Raw genomic sequence first — 19,819 nt, forward strand, 5'->3', positions numbered from 1 at the left:
GGTGTCCTCGAGCCCTGTTCTTCCGGGGCGTCTCGCAGCCTGTCCCTCGTGATATCCGGATCGGCGGCCGGCGCAACGTCCGGGTGCCGCCGGGTGAACGGGATCCGGGGAAAAGGCGCCATGCGGCCCGCGCGTGGACCGTCCCGCGGGAAGCCGTCTGGACCTGTGCCGCGACACGCGCTCAATTGCGGGCATGACCCTCTCCGCTCCCGCCCGCCGCGTCGCCGACTTCACCTGCGAGAAGAAGCCGGCCACCGGCTCGCGCGGCATGGTCGTCACCAACCATCCGCTCGCCTCGGCCGCGGGCTCGCAGATGCTGCTGGCCGGCGGCAACGCCGTCGATGCCGCGGTCGCCGCGCTGTTCGCGCTGACGGTGGCCGAGCCGATGATGGTCGGCGTCCTCGGCGGGGGCCTGAGCCATATCCGCCTCGCCGATGGCAGCCATCGCATCATCGACAATCTCTCGACCGCGCCCGGCCGGGCCACGCCGGGGATGTATGACTGCCTCTCCGACGAGATCGGCAGGCAGCGCGACACGCGCGACCGCGAGAATCTCGTCGGGGCGAAGGCGGTGGCGGTGCCGGGGGCGCTCAAGGGCTGGTGCGAGGCGCTGGAGCGCTTCGGCAGCCTGAAGCTGGCGGATGTGCTGCAGCCGGCGATCGCGCTGGCCGAGCGGGGCTTCACGGTCACGCCCTATCTTTCCAATTGCATCGCCGACAAAGCCGCCGATCTCGCCCGCGATCCGGGTCTCGCGGCGATGCTCCTGCCGGGCGGGACGCCGCTCCAGCCGGGCGACAGGCTGGTCCAGGGCGATTATGCGCAGAGCCTGCGGCTCATCGCCCGGGAGGGGGCGCGGGCGCTCTATGGCGGCGCGCTCGGGGCGGCGCTCACCGGCTACATGGCGAGGCATGGCGGCCTGATCGGGCCGGAGGATCTGGCGGATTACCGGACCCAGACGCGCGAGCCGATCCGCGGCTCCTATCGCGGCTACGAGATCGTCGGCCCGCCCCCGCCCTCCTCCTCGGGCGTGCACATCGCCCAGATGCTCAACATCCTCGAAGGCTACGAGATCGGCGCGCTCGGCTTCGGCTCGGTCGATGCGGTGCATCTGCTGGCGGAGGCGCTGAAGATCGCCTTCGCCGACCGCGCCGTGGCGACGGCCGATCCCGCCTTCGTCAGGGTCCCGGTCGCGCGGCTGATCGACAAGGGCTATGCCGCCGAGCGGCGCGCGCTGATCGAGACGGGCCGGGCCAAAAGCTGGACGGCGGGGCTTTCGGGCGGGGAATCGGCGGACACCACCCATGTCACCGTGGCCGATGCCGACGGCTACGTCGTCAGCGCGACGCAGACGATCAACGGGCTGTTCGGCGCCTGCGTGCAGATCCCCGGCACGGGCATGATCGCCAACAACTACATGTTCAATTTCGATCCGCATCCCGGCCGCGCGCTCTCGATCGCGCCGGGCAAGCGCGTCTTCACCTCGATGGCGCCGATGATGGTGCTGAAGGAGGGGCGGATCGCCTATGCGCTCGGCCTGCCCGGCGCTCTGCGCATCTTCCCCTCGGCCCTGCAGGCGATCGTCAACCTGATCGACCACCGCATGAGCCTGCAGGAGGCGGTCGAGGCGCCGCGCGTCTGGACCGAGGGCGGCGTGCTGGAGCTGGAGGAGGCGATTCCCGAGGCGGTGGCCGAGGGCCTCGCGGCGCGCGGGCACAGGATCATGCGCTCGCCGCGCGTGGCCGGCGGCATGAACGCCATCGCCTTCAACGCGGACGGCACGCTGACCGGCGCCGCCTGCTGGCGGGCGGACGGCACGCCGGTCGCGATCTCGGGCGGGCTGGCGCGGGCCGGGGCGCGGTTCAGTCTTTGACGGGCAGCGATTCGGCGGTCCGACGTCCCATCCGAGCCCTCATCCTGAGGAGGCCCGAAGGGCCGTCTCGAAGGCTGCTGTGTTAGTGCAGCCCGCCGACGCCGACATAGCGTTCGAGCACGGCGCCATCGGCGCGCAGGGCCGCTGACGCTCCCGCCCAGACGATCCGCCCGCGTTCGAGGATGATGACCTCCTCGGCGAAGTCGAGGGCGCTTTCGAGCCGCTGCTCAACGAAGAGGATCGTCATCGCGCCGCTCGACGCGAGCTGCGCGAAGGCCGCCATCAGCATGTCGCAGATCACCGGGGCGAGGCCCTCCAGCGGCTCGTCGAGCAGCAGGATCGAGGGCTGGCCGAGGATGGTGCGGGCGGTCGCCAGCATCTGCTGCTCGCCGCCCGAGAGCTGCGAGCCGAGATTGCGGCGGCGCTCTCCGAGCCGGGGAAAGAGCGCATAGGCTTCCTCGATCGCCCGGCGCGGGCGATCCTTCAGCCCGACGAAGAGGTTTTCCTCGACGGTGAGCCCCTTGAAGATCTCCCGGGTCTGCGGAACCAGCCCGATGCCGCCGCGCGCGCGGCCGGTCGTGCGCAGGCCCGTCACGTCCCGCCCATCGACGCCGATGCTGCCGGCATAGCGCCGGGTCAGCCCCATCAGCGTCGCCATCAGCGTGGTCTTGCCCATGCCGTTGCGGCCGAGGATGGAGAGGCGCCCGCCGGCCGGCACGGAGAAGGAGACATCCTCCAGCACATGGGTCTGGCCGTAGCCGGCGCTCAGGCCGCGGACGTCGAGGCTAGCGGCCGGCATGAGCATAGCTCCCGAGATAGGCCTCGCGGACCCTGTCGTCCCTGGCGACGTCGGCCGGCAGGCCCTGGAAGATCAGCTCGCCGGCCGCCAGAACCGTGACGCGCCGGGCGAAGCGGAAGACCAGATCCATGTCGTGCTCGATCATCAGCACGGCGAGCGAGGCCGGCAGGCGCTCCAGCGCGCGCTCGATCAGCGGCGTGTCGGTGGAGGGCACGCCGGCGGCGGGCTCGTCGAGCAGCAAGACCTTCGGCCGCTGCGCCATGGCGATGGCGATCTCGAGCAGCCGCTGCTGGCCATAGGCGATCTCGACCACCTTGCGGCGGGCGACCTCCGTCAGGCCGAGCGTGGCGAGGATGTCGGCGGCCTCGTCGGCCGCCGCGCCGGCGCCGTGGAAGCGGGCGAGGATGCGGGTGGCGCGGCCCTGCCGTTGCAGGATCGCCATGACGACATGCTCCTCCGGCGTCATATCCGGGAAGAGCCGCGTCACCTGGAAGGTGCGCACGAGGCCGCGCCGGACGCGCGCGACGGCGCCGAGGCGCGTGATGTCCTCGTCCCCCAGGCGAACCGTGCCGGCGCTCGGCCGGATGCGGCCGGTGACGAGGTTGACGAAGGTGGTCTTGCCGGCGCCGTTAGGACCGATCAGGGCGAGGCGCTCGCCCGGCGCCATGGCGATCGAGACGTCGTGGTTGACCTTGAGCCCGCCGAAGGACTTCGACAGATGCGCGACCGCGAAGACGGGGCTGGCGGCAGCCGGATTCATGGCCCTGCCCTCCGCGGGCGGCGCGCCAGGATGCGGGCGGCCTCGTCGAGCGTGCCGGAGAGACCGCGCGGGGCGAAGAGCACGATGGCGATCAGCAGCGCGCCGACCAGCGTCATCCAGTGGAACGGGTCGATCGCGGCGACGACATGCTCGACGGCCATGAAGACGACGGTGCCGATCAGCGCGCCGTAGAGATTGCCCAGCCCGCCGAGCACCAGCATGACCAGCGCGTTGGCGGAGAGCTCGAAGCTCACGCTGTCGAGCCCGACGACCTGGGTCGAGATCGCGCCGAGCGCGCCGCCCATGCCGGCGACGGCTCCCGAGATCACGAACATCCGAAGCAGCACCGGGAAAGCGGAGATGCCGAGCGCGCTCACCCGCAGCGGGTCCTCCTTGAGGCCGCGGCAGACCATGCCGAAAGGCGAGCGAACAAGGAGCTTCAGCGCGACGAAGACGGCGACGAGCAGGCCGAGCCCGAAGAGATAGGCGGCGCGGCCCCAGAGATCGAATTCGAACAGGCCGAAGAGCGGGGCGGGGACCATGCCGGCGAGGCCGTCGCTGCCGCCGGTCAGCCAGGCGGCCTTGTTGGCGGCCTCGTGCAGGAGCTGGACGATGGCGATGGAGAGCACGAGCTGCGGCAGCCCGTGTGCCCGCAGCATCACCGTCCCCATCAGCAGGCCGGTGACGGCGCCGGCCGCCGCTCCGATCAGGATCAGCAGGAAGGGCTCGGTCACGCCGTTCAGGCAGGCGATGCCGGCGGCATAGGCGCCGGCGCCGTAAAGGGCCGCCTGGCCGAGCGAGGCGATGCCGCAATAGCCGACGATCAGGTCGAGCGAGAGCACCAGCAGCGCGACCGAGATCAGGCGGGTCAGGAAGGAGAGGTTGTCGGGGAAGAGCCAGTAGCCCGCGAGTCCGGCGGCGAGGATGAGCGCGAGCCCGGCGAGGTCGCGGCCGAGGTCGCGGGCGGGCGTGGCGGCTGCCATGGGGGCGGAAGCCTGCGCCATCACGGGGCCCGTCCCATCAGGCCGCGCGGGAAGGCGCAGACCACCAGGATCACCGCGAGGTAGAAGAAGAAATTGCCGAAATCGGGCATGAGGTAGCGCCCGGTCACGTCGATCGCACCGAGCAGCAGGCAGGCGGCGAGCGCGCCGGGGATCGAGCCCGCCCCGCCGACTGAGACGACGACGAGGAAGGTCACCATGTAGCGCAGGGCGTAATAGGGCTCGATCGGCAGGAATTCGGCGCCGACCGCGCCGCCGAAGGCGGCGAGCGCCACGGCAAGCGCGAAGCTCGCGGCGTAGATCAGCTCGGTGCGGACGCCGAGCGCGCGCGACATCGGGGCGTTCTCGACGGCGGCGCGCAGCTTGATGCCGAAGCCGGTGCGCTCGATCAGGAACCAGAGTCCGCCGGCGACGGCGAGGCCGCTGGCGATGACGAAGAGCCTGTGGCCGGCGATGCTGCGGAAGCCGAGATCGATCGGCCGCGCCAGATCGGCGGGCAGGGGGATGGTCTTCAGCGTTGGGCCGAAGACATAATTGGTGATGCCGATGACGCAGAAGGTGATGCCGATGGTCATCAGCACCTGCGAGAGCGCGCTGCGGTCATAGATGCGGCGGAAGAGCAGGCGTTCGAGCGGCACCGCGATCAGCACCGTGCCGGCGACGGCGAGCGCGATGCCGAAGCCGTAGCCGTAGCCGAGGCCGAGATCGCGCGCCGCATAGGAGGCGATGTAGCCGCCGATCATGGCGAAGGCGCCATGGGCGAGATTGACCAGCCGCATCAGCCCCATCGTCAGCGACAGGCCGATGCAGATGATGAACAGCGCCATGCCGTAGGCGAAGGCGTCGAGGGCGATGCTGAGGGCCGTCTGCATGGATGGTCGGGCCTCGTCGGAACGTCGAACAGGTGCATGGCGTCATTGCGGGCAAGCCGCCTCCGGGCCCGGCCTTCCTTCGGTCGGCCCGGGAAAGGCTCCGCGGCGCCGCTCCGGAATCCATCGAAGGGCCTGCCGCTCCACGATGGATCCCGGTCTTCGCCTCGCCGCGCCCGGAGTGACGGAGGCTGCGGGGGCTGCCTTACTTCGCCAGGCCGGGGTCCGCCTGCTCGGGGAAGCTCTGGATCTCCTTGTTGATCCAGTGGCCCTTGTCGTCCTTCGCGACCTCGCGCAGATAGATGGTCTGGGTGATGTGGCGGGTCTCGGGGTCGATCCTGACCGGGCCGCGCGGGCTTTCCCAGGCGAGGCCCTTCACCGCCTCGACCGCCTTCTCGGCATCCTGCTTGCCGCCGGTGGCGGCGATCATCTTCGCGATCACATACATGCCGTCATAGGCGCCGACCGCCGGGAAGGAGAGCTGGCCGGGGCCGCCGATCGCCTTTTCGGCGGCGGCGACGAAGCGCCGGTTGGCGTCGGAATCGTGCGAGACGGCGTAGTGGAACCCGGTGATCATGCCGCTCGCCGCCTCGCCCAGCGCCGGCAGGTCGGATTCCTGGGTCAGGTCGCCGGTGGCGAAGAGCTTGACGCCGCCCTGCTTCAGCCCGGTGTCGTTGAAGGATTTGACGAAGCCCAGCGTCGGCGGGCCGGACGGCAGGAAGGCGAAGACGCCCTGCGCGCCGGCATCGCGGATGCGCTGCATGATCGGACTGAACTCGGTGGTGTTGAGCGGCATGCGGATGGTCTCGACGACCTGCCCGCCGGCGGCTTCCACCGCCTTCTTGAAGGCGATTTCGGCATCGACGCCGGGGCCGTAATCGGTGACGGCGGTGACGAATTTCCTGACGCCGCGATCGACCACCGCCTTGCCGAGCGGCGTCGTGGTCTGGGCCGTGGTGAAGGAGGTCCGCACCACCAGCGGCGAGGAGGTCATGATCGCCGAGGTCGCGGCGTTGAAGATCACCAGCGGGACGTTGCCCTGCTTGAGCAGCGGCGTGATCGCCATCGCGTCCGGCGTGAAGTAGACGCCGCCGAGATACTGCACCTTGTCGCGGACGATCAGCTCCTGCGCCAGCGCGCGGGCCTGCTGCGGATTGGCGGCGGGCAGGTCGCGATAGACGATCTCGACGTCATGGCCGGCGACCGACTTGCCGTTCTGCGCCAGCCAGGCCTCGACGCCGGCCTGGAAGTTCTTGCCCTGCAGGGCGAAGGGGCCGGAAAAGGGCCCGATGATGCCGACCTTGACGGTGTCGGCCGCGGCCGCGCCGGCGAGGCCGAGGCCCCCCGCCAGCACCAGAGCCCCCGCCTGCATGAGCCTGCCGAAAATGCGCCTGTTCATCATCTGCCGTCCTCCCGTTCCCTGACCCTGCTTTTGTCGCGCGTTCGGCTCCTGCCGTCACCTGCCGGGCGGCCCGGAGCCGTCTCGGAAAGGCTGCAGAGGGCCAATGCCCGCTTCCCCGTGGTAAGGCAAGCCGACATAGTTCTCCGCCAGCGCGGCCGAGGCCGCCGGCGAGCTCACCAGATAGTCCAGCTCGGCCTGCTGCATGCGGTCCTCGAAGGCGCTGCTGCCGGGGAAACGGTGCAGCAGCCCGGTCATCCACCAGGAAAAGCGCTCGGCCTTCCAGACCCGGGCGAGGGCGCGGGCGGAATAGGCCGCGATGCCGGCGTCGGAGCCGTCGCGGTAATGCTCGCGCAGGGCGTCGAACAGATAGCGCACGTCGCTCGCCGCGAGGTTGAGGCCCTTGGCTCCGGTCGGCGGCACGATATGGGCGGCGTCGCCGGCGAGGAACAGCCGGCCGAAGCGCATCGGCTCGGCGACGAAGCTGCGCAGCGGCGCGATGCTCTTCTCCAGCGCGGGGCCGGTCCGCAGGGCTGCCGCGACCTCGGCCGGCAGCCGCAGGCGCAGCTCGTCGTAGAAGGCCTCGTCGGTCCAGTCCTCGGCGCGCTCCTCCAGCGGGACCTGGAGATAATAGCGGCTGCGCGCGGCCGAGCGCATCGAGCACAGCGCGAAGCCGCGCTCGTGCCGGGCATAGACCAATTCCTCGGCGGCGGGCGGGCGGTCGACCAGCAGGCCAAGCCAGCCGAAGGGGTAGACGCGCTCGAAGGTGGCGAGGGCGCCCGCGGGAATCGCGCCGCGCGAGACGCCGTGATAGCCGTCGCAGCCGGCGATGAAGTCGCAGCGCAGCTCCTGCTGCGTGCCGTTCGCCCGGAAGCTGACGCGCGGCGCGGCCGTGTCGATGCCGTGCAGGGCGACCTCTTCCGCCTCGTAGACCGTCGGCCGGCCGAGGGCCCGGCGCGCCTCGACGAGGTCCTGCGTGACCTCGGTCTGGCCGTAGACGGTGACGGTGCTGCCGCCGGTGAGCCGCTTCAGGTCGAGGCGGTGGAGCACGCCGCCGAAGGCGAGGTTGACGCCCTCATGCACCAGCCCCTCCCGGTCGAGCCGGTCCGAGACGCCGGCCTCGCGCAGCAGGTCGACCATGCCCTGCTCGAGCACGCCGGCGCGGATGCGCGACAGCACGTAAGCGCAGCTCCGGCGCTCGAGGATGACATTATCGATCCCGGCGCGCGACAGGAGCTGCCCGAGCAGAAGCCCGGCCGGCCCGGCGCCGATGATGGCGACCTGCGTGCGCATTCTTCGCGTTCCCCCGCGGCGATGGCGATCTGGTGCCGCCATTTCGTGCCGCAGGCTACGCATGCCGGCAGGGTTGACGGAATGGAGGATTCGCGCAGTCTCTTGGACAAATCGATCGCGAGGGGGCATGCCGGCCACCATTCCCGCCTATTGGCTCTACGGCGAGCGCCTGACGGACCGCTTCCCGGATGCGCTGCATATCGAGCCGATCGTCGCCCGCAGCGCCCTGCATGGCTGGACGATCCAGCCGCATTTCCACGACCAGCTCTTCCAGTTCTTCCTCGTCATCGGCGGCGGCGGCCGGACCCGGATCGACGGGCGCGAGCGCGAGCTCCGCCCGGGCTCGGCCCTGCTGCTGCCGCCCTCGACGATCCACCAGTTCGATTTCATCGTCGACACGGAGGGCTTCGTCGCCAGCGTCGCGGAAACCTCGCTCAGGCGGCTGTTCGACGCCGAGCCCGAGGCGCGCTCGCTGCTCGCGGCGCCGGCGCTGCTGCAGACCACGCCGGAGGCGGCGGAGACGCAGGCGCTGGCGACGCTGATGCGGCTGGCGATGCGCGAATTCGGGGCCAACCGGCCGAACCGCGCCTTCGCCCTCGCCGCCTATGCCGACCTGATCGCCGCCTGGTTCTCGCGGGCGGCGCGCGGCGCCCATGCCGGCGCGGAGCCGGCGAAGGACCGGCGCGCCGGGCTGGTGCGGCGCTTCATCGAGCGGGTCGAAACCCGCTTCCAGAGCCACGAGCCCTTGAGCGAGCATGCGCGTGCGCTCGGCGTCTCGGTGCCGCATCTGTCGCGCAGTTGCCGCGAGGCGCTTGGCCGTTCGGCATCGCGGGTCTTGCAGGACAGGCTGATGATCGAGGCGCGGCGCGACCTCGTCTACACCTCGCTGACGATCGCGCAGATCTCGTTCCGCCTCGGCTTTTCCGACCCCGCCTATTTCTCGCGCTTCTTCGCCAAGCGGGCGGGGCACGCGCCGTCCGACTACCGGGCGAATGGCTGAGGCCGGGCGGTCAGCAGGCTTTCGGTCAGGGCCTCGCTCTCGCCGATGTCGACGCCCGGCCCGGCGGCGGCGAGATTGCGGGCGATGGCGGCCTCGTCGATCTCCAGCCCCTCCGCGATGACAGCCATCGCCTCGGCCGCGCCGGCTGCGAGCAGGAAGAGCTCGGCCAGGGCGGGACCCTCGGCCTGCCAGCCGCCGAGGCCGCGCTCCTCCTCGGCCGGCAGCCCGGCGAGCAGGCCGGCGACGAGGCCCGGCGCGCGCAGCGCAGCGGAGAGCGCGACCTGGCAGCCGGTCGGATTGCGCTTATGCGCCATCGCCGAGGAACCGCCGCGGCCGGGAATGGCCGGCTCGCGCGCCTCGCCGACGCCGTTCTGCGCCAGCAGCGAGACGTCGCGCGCCATCTTGCCGAGCGCGCCGATGACGATCGCCAGCGCGGCCGCGATGCCGGCCATGCCGCCGCGGCGGGCATGCCAGGGCGCCGCATCGGGCAGGCCGAGCGCGGCGGCGAGGCGGGCGGCCACGGCCGCGCCCCTGCCGGCGAGGCCGGCGCGGGTGCCGGCGGCGCCGCCGAACTGGAGCACGGCGCCCTGCTCGACCTCCCGCCGCAGGCGTTCGGCCGCATCGGCGATGCCGGCCTGCCATTGCGCGATGCGCAGGCCGAACCCGATCGGCAGGGCATCCTGCAGCAGGGTGCGGCCGATGGCGGGCGTCGCCGCGTGCCGCCGGGCGAGGGCGGCGAGGGCGCCGGCCGTCCGCGCCAGATCGGCGTCCAGCAAGGCTTGTCCCTCGCGGATCTGCCGGACGAGGATCGTATCGGCGACGTCCTGGCTGGTCGCGCCCTTGTGCAGGCTCCCGGCCGCGGCCTCCGGCAGGGCCCGGCGCAGCCGCGCCACCAGCGGGATGGCGAGCGTGCCGGCGAGCGCGGCCTCGCCGGCGAGCGCGGCGGGGTCGAGCGCGATGCCGGCGCAGAGCGCGGCGATGGCCTCCGCTTCCGCCGCGCCGATCAGCCCTTCGGCCGCCTCGGCGCGGGCGAGCTCCGCCTCGAAGGCCAGTGCGTGCCGCAGCGTCGCGGCGTCGTCGAAGACGGCGAGCATGGCGTCGGTGGTCGCCGGGCGGGTGCGCAGCAACTGGCTCATTCCGGCCTCGCTTGCCTCACGGTGCCGTCACCGCGTCGGAGGCGTCGCGCAGCGACCGGCCGAGCTCCTCGGTATGGTCGGCGATGCCCTGCCGCGACTGGGGGTCGATGACGGCGAGCGGGGCCGAGACGGCGAGGCCCGCGGCCGTGCCGACGGCGCTCGCCGCGCCGGCCGTGACCTGGATCAGCCGGTCGCCCAGGCCGATGCGGGAATCGGTGATCGGCTGCCCCTCGATCAAGCGCGAGCCGATCAGGCGCACGACCTCCGGGCTCTCGGCGAACTTGCCGTGGTTGAGGCGGTCGCCGGTCTGCAGCTTGGTCAGGTTCAGCACGGTGATGCCGGAGCTGGCCAGCGCGGTGCGGTAGGGCTCGGCATCCGGGTCGATGGCGCCGAGCCGGGCGGTGCTGCCCCAGACGCGGCGGGAGACGGCGAGCGCGCGGTCGTCCTGCGAGACGAAGATGGTGAAGCGCGGCCGCCGGCCGGTCATCTCCATGACCTGCTTGCGGAAGACGTCGATATCGACATCGGGGGCGGCCAGCATCGCATTGGCGATCTTCGCCGGGATCTGGCCGTTGCGGATCGCCATCTGGCGCAGCGCCTCGAGCGTCACCCAGTTCCCCATCGAATGGGCGAGGATCGAGACCTCGCCTACGGCGGGGTCGCGCGCCAGCGTCTGCAGCAGGTTCTCCAGCGCGTCGCGGGAGTAGTTGCCGCTCTCCCGGTCATAGCCATAGGCGAAGATCGAGCCGCGCGAAGGCCAGGTGAACAGTACCGGCACGGCCTCGGCGCGCGAATCGTGGACGATCTGGGCGAAGCGGTAGACCGCGTCCTCGAAACGGTTGTTGAAGCCATGGATGAAGACCAGGACGCGCCGCTTGGGCACCTTCTGCACGGCGTTGTGAAAGAGGGCCACCGCCTGGCGGCGGTCGAGCTTCTCCACCTTCGCGGTTACGAAATCCGTCTCCGGATTGCCCGGCAGGCGGCTCGGCCACTGCACCTCGCCGGCCTTCCGGCGCGCGTCGGGCGGCATCGAGACGACGATCTCGGCGAAGGACATCTCGCCCCGCTCGCCGGAGAACAGGACGCCGGGGTCCTGGTCGGGCGCGCGGGTGGTCACGACCAGCATCGAGACCTTGCTGGTGTCGCGCGGAACCGCGGCGACGGGGACCAGCGTGCCCTTGGGGTCGCCGGCGCAGCCGGCGAGCAGGAGCAGGGTGCCGGCGAGAGCCGAAACGGATAGGCGTCCTGTCATCACCGTTCTCTCGCCGTGAGCCATCACGAGGCGGCCGCCCGCGGAGGCCGCCTCTCCTTCTTGGCAGGGCTGATCCGCACACTCAAGCGCGCAGACCCGTTCGCAAGGCTGGCGACAACCGGCGCGGCGCGCGATAAAGCGGGCCGGCATCGCGCCCGCAGGCTTCATGCGGGCGCGATGTTGCCGGGCGAGACCGCGTCTCGCATCGCGCCGGAGACCCCTGATGCGTTTCGTCCAGACTTTCGAGCTCTTTCCGTTTCTCGACACCTGCTTCAGCCTGCTGGCGGCGTTCGTCCTCGGGGCGCTGATCGGCGCCGAGCGGCAATACCGCCAGCGCACCGCGGGATTGCGCACGACGGTGCTGGTGGCGGTCGGCGCCGCCGCCTTCGTCGACCTCGCCATGCGGCTCGCCGGCGCGGAGGGCGCGATCCGCGTGATCGCCTATGTCGTCTCCGGCATCGGCTTTCTCGGCGCGGGCGTGATCATGAAGGAAGGCATGAATGTGCGCGGGCTCAACACGGCGGCGACGCTGTGGTGCTCGGCGGCGGTCGGCGCCTGCACCGGCGCCGACATGGCCGCGGAAGCGGCGCTGGTGACGCTGTTCGTGATCGCCGGCAACACCTTGCTGCGCCCGCTGGTCAACGCGATCAACCGCATCCCGCTGAACGAGCGCGCGCTGGAGGCGACCTATGAGGTCGTCGTCACCACCAGGCCGGCCGCGCTCGCTGAAACGCGCGACGTCCTGATCGAGCAATTGGAGGCGGCGCAGTACCCGGTCAGCGACGTGACCACGATCGAGCGGAGCGAGGAGGCCGTCGACATCGTCGCCCGGCTGATCAGTACCGCGGTCGACCGCAAGGAGCTCGACCTCGTCGTGGAAAAGCTGGAGAGGCTGCCGGCCGTCGCCCATGCGACCTGGGAGAGCAGCACGTCGGATTAGCGCATCGGCCCGAAAAGCGGAACGCGGTTTTCGGGAAAAGCCGGCGCAGAATCGCAGAATCAAAGAGCCGGGCGGCGTTCACGGCGCGGCGGCAGCCTCGCGCCCGCGGGACGTGGTCACGGTCAGCGCCAGGCCGCCGAGCACCAGGACGACGCCCAGGACGAAGAGGAGACCGAGCGCGTCGCCGAACATCAGCGGCACGGCGATGGCGAAGCGCAGGGCGGTCAGTGTCAGCGGCGGCAGCGAGAGCAGGCCGAGCTTCGTGATCGGGATCGAGACGCCCCACATCAGGGCCAGCAGCAGCATCGCCGCGAAGCTTCCGGAGGAAGGGATCGGGCGGGGCGGTATCGCCGTCTGGGGTTTCCGTGCGGCGAATGCGTGCGGCGGCCACCTGATCCCTTAGGCAGCCGCCGGCTTCCCGACAAACCATTTATCGTCGATCGCCTCCCACCGCTTCAGACCTTACGGGGCGTCAGGGCCTGGCTGGCGGATGAGCTCAGGCTCTTTCCCGTCGCGGCGCCGGCCCCGCCGGCGCCTGGCGGTTGACATCGCGGCCGTCTCACGCTTCGACGCGTCGGGGGTCGATAGAATGGAGCCGACCGACATGTCCCTGGGCGACGCCGGCGAAGCCGGGTTCCTGCCGCACACCTCCCATTGGGGCGTGTTCTCGGCGCGGATGCGCGATGGCGAGCTCGAGGTCCGGCCCCATCCCGGCGATCCCGATCCGAACGGCATCCTCGAGAACTTCCCGGCGGCGCTGCGGCATCGCGCCCGGATCGCCAGGCCGATGGTGCGGCGCGGCTGGCTGGAGAACGGCCCCGGGCCGGACGACAGGCGCGGGCGCGACGACTATGTCCCGATGGCGTGGCCGGCCGTCCTCGACCTGCTCGGCAGCGAGCTCATGCGCGTGCGCGACGGCTTCGGCCCCGGCGCGATCTTCGGCGGCTCCTATGGCTGGGCCAGCGCCGGCCGCTTCCATCACGCGCAGAGCCAGATCCACCGCTTCCTCAACACCGCCTGCGGCGGCTATGTGAAGTCGGTCAACAGCTATTCCTCGGGCTCCTCGCAGGTGCTGGTGCCGCATATCATCGGCGAATACGAGGACCTGACCAAGCGCAACGTCTCCTGGGAGCAGATCGCCGAGCACAGCGAGATCGTGATCGCCTTCGGCGGCATGGCGCTGAAGAATTCGATGGTCGCCGGCGGCAGCGTCAGCAAGCATGTCGAGCGCGGCGCGATGCAGCGCGCGGCCGAACGCGGCTGCGAATTCGTGCTGGTCAGCCCGCTGCGCTCCGACCTGCCGGACGAGGTGCGGGCGCAGTGGGTGTCCTGCATCCCGGCCAGCGACACCGCGCTGATGATGGCGATCGTCCACACCCTGGTGACGGAAGGGCTACACGACCGGGCCTTCCTCGACCGCTACACGGTCGGCTGGCCGGTCTTCGAGCGCTATCTGCTGGGCGAGACCGACGGCCAGCCTAAGGATGCGGCCTGGGCGGCGCCGCTCACGGGCCTGCCGGCCGACGAGATCGTCGCGCTGGCCCGGCGCCTCGCCGGCAAGCGGGCGGTCGTCGTCGTCTCGCATTCGCTGCAGCGGGCCGAGCATGGCGAGCAGCCGGTCTGGATGGGCATGGTGCTGGCGGCGGCGCTGGGGCAGATCGGGCTGCCCGGCGGCGGCTATGCCTATGCGCTCGGGGCGATCGCCTATTACGGGCGCCGCTTCAACGCCGTGCCGGTGCCGACCTTCTCACAGGGGCGCAACGGCGTCTGCGACTACATCCCGGTCGCGCGCATCTCCGACATGCTGCTGCATCCGGGCACGCCCTATCGCTACAACGGCCAGACCCGGACCTACCCCGCGATCAAGCTGGTCTACTGGGCCGGCGGCAACCCCTTCCACCATCACCAGGACCTGAACCGGCTGCGCAAAGCCTTCGCCCGGCTCGACACGCTGGTCGTCCACGAGCTGGCCTGGACCGCGACGGCCCGCCATGCCGACATCGTCCTGCCCTGCACGATGACGCTGGAGCGCGAGGATATCGGCGCCAGCTCGAATGATCCGCTGCTGCTGCCGATGCGTCCGGTCGTGCCGCCCTATGGCGAGGCCCGCGACGACTACGCGATCTTCGCCGACCTCGCCGAGCGCCTCGGCGCGCGCGAGGCCTTCACGGAAGGGCGCAGCGTGCGCCAATGGCTGGAGCATCTCTACGAGCCGACGCGCGCGGCGCTGGCGGCCAGGGGCCTGCCGGCGCCGCGCTTCGCCGAGTTCTGGGAAAGCGAGGGCTATGAGCTGCCGCAGCAGCCCGACGATGGCGGCCGGTTGCGGGCCTTCCGCCAGGACCCGGAGCGCAACCCGCTGGCGACGCCGAGCGGCAAGCTCGAGATCTTCAGCGAGACCATCGCCGGCTTCGGCGAGGCCGACTGCCCCGGCCATCCGGCCTGGCTCGGCCCCGTCCATGTCCCGGACGAGGCGGCGCCCTATGTGCTCGTCGCCAACCAGCCCCGCACGCGCCTCCACAGCCAGCTCGATTTCGGCGGGCATAGCGGCGCCTCGAAGCATCGCGGCCGCGAGGTGGCGCGGATGCATCCCGACGACGCCGCCGCGCGCGGCATCCGCGAGGGCGACATCGTGCGCCTGTTCAACGAGCGCGGCGCCTGCCTCGCCGGGGTCGCCCTGACCGACGGCATCCGCCGCGGCGTGATCCAGCTCCCGACCGGCGCCTGGTACGACCCCGCCGATCCGGAGGAGGACAAGCCCCTCTGCGTGCACGGCAATCCCAACGTGCTGACGCGCGACATCGGCACCTCGGCGCTGGCGCAGGGCTGCACCGGCCAGCTCACCACGGTGCAGGTGGAGCGCTTCGACGGCAATCTGCCGCCGATCCAGGCCTACGACCCGCCGGCCCTCGCCTGAGCGTCGCGGGCGCCGGCGAGCGCTGTGCCCGCCGCCGCCTGGGGTCGCCGGGAGGCCCCTTCCCTTCCTGCGGCCGGAGGGGACAGGGCGGGCGCCTCAGGCAGCGCAGGGGCCGGGCCACCGCAGGCCAGCGCGCGCTCGCGCGGCATCGCCAGCACATGGCTGCCCACCGTCTGCGGTGCGAAGGACATGGCGAGCACACGGCGGAGCTCCTGGGCCGGGGCGCCGCGCCGGGCAACCGGGCGGCGCTGACCTGACGAGACCCGTCGCGAGCCGTCGAGGCGAGGGGTGCTCCGCTGGCGCGCCCGCCCGCGTCAGGCGGCGTTGTCGCGGGCATAGGCCGCGACCTGGGCGTGGGTGGCGAACCAGACATCGCCCTTGGACTTGGCGTGCCGGATCAGCTCGTCGAGGATCCAGATGCGCGAGCGGTAGCCGATGATGTGCGGATGGGTGGTGAGCTGGAACAGGCCGCCCTCCTCATAGGCCGCGTCGAACTCCCGCCGGAAGATGTCGAAGACGGCCTCGGGCGGCGTGTAGGGCCGCAGCGACTGGAACCGGTGCATCATGAAATAGACCGCGTCGTCGCGGACCCATTCGACCGGCAGCTCGACGATGCCGGTCGGCTCGCCGTCGAGCAGCAGCTCGTAGCAATCCTCGTCGGCCATCAGCGAGGAATCGTAGAGGAGGCCCATCTCCTTCTCGATCCGCAGCGTGTTCGGGCTGAAATCCCAGGACGGCGTGCGCAGGCCGACGGGGCGGATGCCGGTGATCTTCTCCAGCGTATCCGTGGCGCGCAGCATCAGGTCGCGTTCCGCCTCGTAGGGCAGCACCGAGTTGAGCTCGTGGATCCAGCCATGGATGCCGATCTCGTGCCCCGCCGCGACGACGCGGCGCTGCTCGTCCTCGTGCAGCAAGGCGGCGACGGCCGGGACGTAGAAGGTGGCCGGGACGTCGTGGCGCTGCAGCAGGTCGAGAATGCGCGGGACGCCGACGCGCGGGCCGTACTGGCCCCAGGCGAGTCGGCCGATCGACTTGCCGCCGTCGCGCAGCTCGTTGGTCTCGTGGTCGGCGTCGAAGGACAGCGCGAAGGCGCAGCGCGCGCCGTTCGCCCATTTCGCCGGGCGATAGCTGCGGCCGGCCCGGACCTGGTTGACGAGCGCGCGCCAATGCGGCTCCGGCCACTGCCAGGGTTCCATCCGGGCGGGGTTGTCTGCGGTCATCTTTGAGGTCTCCTCATTTGCCTCCGTCGACGGACAGCACCTGCCCGTTGACGAAGCTTGCGAGATCGGAAGCGAGGAAGAGCACGGCCTTGGCGATCTCATCGGCGGTGCCGAGCCGCTTGAGCGCGACGCTCTCGACGATCTGGCGCTGGCGCTCGGGGCTGTAGGAGGCCCATTGGCGCTCGGTCGCCGGATTGGTGCGGACGAAGCCCGGCGCCACGCTGTTGACGCGGATGCCGTCGGGGCCGAGCTCATGCGCGAGCTGGCGCGTCAGGCCGAGCAGCGCATGCTTGGCGGCGCAATAGGCCTGGACGCCGGTGAGCGAGGCCTGCAGCGCCGCGCCGGAGGTGATGGTGACGATCGCGCCCGCGCCGGCCCGCTTCATGCCGGGCGCGGCGGCGCGGCAGAGCGTCAGCGCCGAGCCGAGATTGATCTGGAGGACGCGGTCGAAATCCGCGTCCGCGACCGCCTCGATCGGGACCGGCCCCTGGCCCGCGACGCCGCCGGCATTGCTGACCAGCACGTCGATCGCCTTGCCGGCGCGCTCTTCGACCGAGCGGATCCAGGCCCCGCCGGCCGCGCGGTCCATCAGGTCCACCACGTCGGCATGGATGTTCGTCGCGGCGACGGCCCGCAGATCGTCGGCGAGGATGTCGCAGCCATAGACCGTCGCGCCGGCTGCGGCGAAGCGCCGGGCGATGGCGCGCCCGAAGCCGATCGCCGCGCCGCTGACCGCGACGACCTTGCCGGTGAAGTCGAGGCTCATGCGCGCACCATCTCGTCGAGATTGGCGTCGGACATCGGGCGCTTGCCGTCCTCGATGGCGTGGATCGTCTCGACCAGCGCCGTCAGCTTGGGACAGGCGATGCCATGTTTCGCGCCGAGCGCGACGATCGGGGCGAGCTGCGCGTCGACCTCGGTCCGGCGCTTGCGGATGGCGAGATCGCGCCAGATGCCGGAATGGGTCTTGGCGTTGGGCCGGTTGAAGGCGACCATCGCCGCGACGCTGCGCCGGGCGGCCTCCTCCGTCGAATCCGCCTGGAAGGCGGCGGGGTCGAAGCCGTTGAAGCCGCGGGCCGTCACGCCTTCCGCCTTCGCCACGGCGAGCACCTCGGTCGCCAGGCCGCGCCAGAGCGGCAGCAGCTCCGGCCGCGCGAGGCAGTCGGCGATGCCGAGCTCGCCCACCCCCTGCGCGAAGAGCAGCGAGCCATAGGCCAGCTTGCCCCAGAGATAGGAGCCGATGTCCTCGGTCAGGATCGCGTCCGGCTCGAACAGCTTCGCCTCGGCCAGGATCTCCTCGAGCCGCGGCGTGATCCGCCCGTCGACTTCGCCGACCACGAAGGCGGCGCGGTTGCCGTAATGGACCTCGCCGGGGCCGATCCAGTCGGCTCCGAAATTGATGAAGGCGCCGACGGTGCGCTCCGCGCCGACCACCCCGGCGATGAGCGATTCGCACAGCCCGTTCTGGAGCGAGACGACATGGCCGTCATCGGCGAGATGGGGGGCCAGCGCCCGCGCGGCCTCCTCGGTGTGGTGGGCCTTCACGGCGAGATAGATGCGCCGCCAGCGCCCCGACAGCCCGGCCGGGATGAAGGCCGGCGCGACCACCGTCATCGGATCGACCGGGCCGGTGATGCGCAGGCCGCGGGCGGGATCGCGAATCGCGGCGACATGGTCCTCGACGAGGTCGACGAAGGTCACGTCGCGGCCGGCCCGCTTCAGCGCGGCGCCGAAAGTGGCGCCGATGGCGCCGGCGCCCCAGATCAGGATCGGTTCGGACATGGGGTATTTCTCCAGAGGCTTGGATGGTCGCGCGTCCCGCCGGCCGCGGCAAGGCGGCCGGCGGGACGATCATCGCGCCGGATGGCGCGGCCGGCCCGCCGGGCGAGCCGGCCGGGTCGGGCGCTGGAGCATCGGGCCGAAAAGTGGACTCCCCTTTTCGGGAAAATCCGATGCACCAGCAATGAGATAGATCGTCGTTGCCGCGTCCGTAAGGACGCGCGATGATCTAGCGCAGGCGCTCATGCGCTGTTTCGCGGAAGTTCCAGATCACCACCGCCGAGACGATTCCGGCGAGGATGAGATAATAGGTCGGCGAGATCGGCGAGCCGGTGGCGCCGATCAGCCAGGTCGCGATGAAGGGCGCGAAGCCGCCGAAGATCGCCACCGACACGCTGTAGCCGACCGACATCAGCGTGGTGCGCGAATGCGTCGGGAACAGCTCGGACAGGGCCGCCGGTCCGGCTCCCGAGAAGGCGGCGATGAACAGGTTGAAGACGATCTGGATCGCGACGATCGTCACCAGGGACGGCGAGGCGAGGATCACCTGGAACAGCGGGTAGGGCAGCACCACGAAGGCGACGCAGCAGGCCAGCAGCAGCGGCTTGCGGCCGATCCTGTCCGAGAGCGCGCCGAAGAGCGGCGTCGTCGCCACCAGCACCACCAGCGCGATCGAATTGCCCCACAGCGCCTGGCTCTGGCTGATCCCGGCATGCTTGGTTAGGAAGGTCGGCATGTAGTTCAGCATGATGTAGTAGGAGACCGTCCAGATGATGGTGAAGCCGAAGGCCTTCGCCATCAGGACGAGCGGGCTGCCGAGATCGTGGCTGCGGGCCGCGGGCTCGGCCTGCGCCGCCGTGAAGGCCGGGGTCTCCTCGATGTTCCGGCGCATGTAGAAGCCGACCGGGACGAGGATGGCGCCCAGCAGGAACGGAACGCGCCAGGCCCAGTCGTTCATCTGCTCAGGCGTGAAGATGCCGGCCACGATCGCGACCACGAGGCTGCCGAGCAGGCTGGCGCTGGCGATCGAGGCCTGGCCGATGCCGCCGAACAGGCCGCGGCGACCCTCCGGAGCGGATTCGATGATGAAGGCGGTGGCGCCGCCCCATTCGCCGCCGGCGGCCAGGCCCTGGATCAGCCGCATCGCCACCAGCAGGATCGGGGCGAGGATGCCGATCGACTGATAGGACGGCAGGATGCCGATGCCGACCGTGCCCACGGCCATGCCGAAGATGGTGATCAGCAGCGCGATCTTGCGGCCGCGCTTGTCGCCGATCCGGCCGATGATCGCGCCGCCGAGCGGGCGCGCCAGGAAGCCGACGCCGAAGGCGGCGAAGGAGGCGAGCAGGGCGGCGACCTCGTTCTCGCTCGGGAAGAACTTGGTGGCGATCGTCGAGGCGAGGAAGGCGTAGACGACGAAATCGTAATATTCGAGGACGTTGCCGATCGACGCCGCGACGAGCTGGCGGCGCCGTTTGCCGGCGGACATCACGGCCTCGGTGTCGTGTGCGGGGGGCTTGGCGGCCTGGCTGATTGCCGTCATGTGATTATTTCCTCCTTGGGGGTCGCGTTGGTTCGCCGGACGCC

Annotated in this window: 16 protein-coding genes and 1 pseudogene; 4 read left to right on the forward strand and 13 right to left on the reverse strand. The window is 71.1% G+C overall.

The window, feature by feature from the left end; translation table 11 throughout:
* Positions 1–193: 193 nt before the first annotated feature.
* Positions 194–1,870: a gamma-glutamyltransferase gene (gene ggt / locus ACWH43_RS01215; protein ID WP_158444242.1), complete on the forward strand. Its 1,677-nt coding sequence runs from the start codon at positions 194–196 to the stop codon at positions 1,868–1,870.
* A gap of 82 nt (positions 1,871–1,952) precedes the next feature.
* Here ggt and ACWH43_RS01220 read toward each other — a convergent pair whose 3' ends face one another.
* From ACWH43_RS01220 to pobA, 6 genes and pseudogenes are all read right to left on the reverse strand, one after another.
* Positions 1,953–2,669: an ABC transporter ATP-binding protein gene (locus ACWH43_RS01220; RefSeq protein ID WP_158444243.1), complete on the reverse strand. Its 717-nt coding sequence runs from the start codon at positions 2,667–2,669 to the stop codon at positions 1,953–1,955.
* Positions 2,656–3,429: an ABC transporter ATP-binding protein gene (locus ACWH43_RS01225; protein WP_158444244.1), complete on the reverse strand. Its 774-nt coding sequence runs from the start codon at positions 3,427–3,429 to the stop codon at positions 2,656–2,658. Before ACWH43_RS01225 ends, ACWH43_RS01220 begins: the two co-directional genes overlap by 14 nt.
* Positions 3,426–4,436, reverse strand: coding sequence for a branched-chain amino acid ABC transporter permease (locus tag ACWH43_RS01230; RefSeq protein WP_375797006.1), 1,011 nt, complete (start codon positions 4,434–4,436; stop codon positions 3,426–3,428). Before ACWH43_RS01230 ends, ACWH43_RS01225 begins: the two co-directional genes overlap by 4 nt.
* Positions 4,433–5,302, reverse strand: coding sequence for a branched-chain amino acid ABC transporter permease (locus ACWH43_RS01235; protein WP_158444246.1), 870 nt, complete (start codon positions 5,300–5,302; stop codon positions 4,433–4,435). Before ACWH43_RS01235 ends, ACWH43_RS01230 begins: the two co-directional genes overlap by 4 nt.
* A gap of 202 nt (positions 5,303–5,504) precedes the next feature.
* Complete coding sequence (locus tag ACWH43_RS01240) at positions 5,505–6,671, reverse strand: ABC transporter substrate-binding protein (RefSeq protein ID WP_158444253.1); 1,167 nt, start codon at positions 6,669–6,671, stop codon at positions 5,505–5,507.
* Positions 6,672–6,821: 150 nt separating this feature from the next.
* Positions 6,822–7,991: pseudogene (pobA, locus tag ACWH43_RS01245) on the reverse strand (4-hydroxybenzoate 3-monooxygenase); the annotation flags it as partial.
* Between the two features lie 127 nt (positions 7,992–8,118).
* Here pobA and ACWH43_RS01250 point away from each other — a divergent pair.
* Positions 8,119–8,991, forward strand: a complete 873-nt coding sequence (locus ACWH43_RS01250; protein ID WP_260348209.1) for a helix-turn-helix domain-containing protein — start codon at positions 8,119–8,121, stop codon at positions 8,989–8,991.
* Here the strand turns inward: ACWH43_RS01250 and ACWH43_RS01255 are convergent.
* Both ACWH43_RS01255 and ACWH43_RS01260 read right to left on the reverse strand, forming a co-directional pair.
* Positions 8,973–10,127 carry a lyase family protein gene (locus tag ACWH43_RS01255; RefSeq protein WP_158448163.1) on the reverse strand — a complete coding sequence of 385 codons (1,155 nt, stop codon included), beginning with the start codon at positions 10,125–10,127 and terminating at the stop codon, positions 8,973–8,975. The two genes, ACWH43_RS01250 and ACWH43_RS01255, sit on opposite strands and share 19 nt — an antisense overlap.
* Before the next feature lie 16 nt (positions 10,128–10,143).
* Positions 10,144–11,379: an alpha/beta hydrolase gene (locus tag ACWH43_RS01260; RefSeq protein ID WP_260348208.1), complete on the reverse strand. Its 1,236-nt coding sequence runs from the start codon at positions 11,377–11,379 to the stop codon at positions 10,144–10,146.
* Between the two features lie 223 nt (positions 11,380–11,602).
* Here ACWH43_RS01260 and ACWH43_RS01265 point away from each other — a divergent pair, with 223 nt between their 5' ends.
* Positions 11,603–12,319, forward strand: coding sequence for an MgtC/SapB family protein (locus ACWH43_RS01265; protein WP_158446106.1), 717 nt, complete (start codon positions 11,603–11,605; stop codon positions 12,317–12,319).
* 78 nt (positions 12,320–12,397) lie between these two features.
* On the opposite strand, the gene ACWH43_RS01270 is transcribed toward ACWH43_RS01265, so the two are convergent.
* Entirely contained in the window at positions 12,398–12,625 is a 228-nt protein-coding gene (locus tag ACWH43_RS01270) for a hypothetical protein (protein WP_375797005.1), read from the reverse strand.
* Positions 12,626–12,923: 298 nt separating this feature from the next.
* Here ACWH43_RS01270 and ACWH43_RS01275 point away from each other — a divergent pair, with 298 nt between their 5' ends.
* A complete protein-coding gene (locus tag ACWH43_RS01275) occupies positions 12,924–15,233 on the forward strand; it encodes a molybdopterin guanine dinucleotide-containing S/N-oxide reductase (protein WP_260348207.1) in 2,310 nt (769 codons plus the stop codon).
* 314 nt (positions 15,234–15,547) lie between these two features.
* On the opposite strand, the gene ACWH43_RS01280 is transcribed toward ACWH43_RS01275, so the two are convergent.
* From ACWH43_RS01280 to ACWH43_RS01295, 4 genes are all read right to left on the reverse strand, one after another.
* On the reverse strand, positions 15,548–16,453 hold the full coding sequence (locus tag ACWH43_RS01280; RefSeq protein WP_260348206.1) for a polysaccharide deacetylase family protein: 906 nt from the start codon (positions 16,451–16,453) through the stop codon (positions 15,548–15,550).
* Between the two features lie 13 nt (positions 16,454–16,466).
* Entirely contained in the window at positions 16,467–17,219 is a 753-nt protein-coding gene (locus ACWH43_RS01285; RefSeq protein WP_158446104.1) for an SDR family NAD(P)-dependent oxidoreductase, read from the reverse strand.
* Positions 17,216–18,235, reverse strand: coding sequence for a ketopantoate reductase family protein (locus tag ACWH43_RS01290; protein WP_158446103.1), 1,020 nt, complete (start codon positions 18,233–18,235; stop codon positions 17,216–17,218). Before ACWH43_RS01290 ends, ACWH43_RS01285 begins: the two co-directional genes overlap by 4 nt.
* 226 nt (positions 18,236–18,461) lie before the next feature.
* Positions 18,462–19,775: an MFS transporter gene (locus ACWH43_RS01295; protein ID WP_260348205.1), complete on the reverse strand. Its 1,314-nt coding sequence runs from the start codon at positions 19,773–19,775 to the stop codon at positions 18,462–18,464.
* Positions 19,776–19,819: the final 44 nt, after the last annotated feature.

The sequence above is a fragment of the Allobosea minatitlanensis genome (assembly GCF_964020775.1).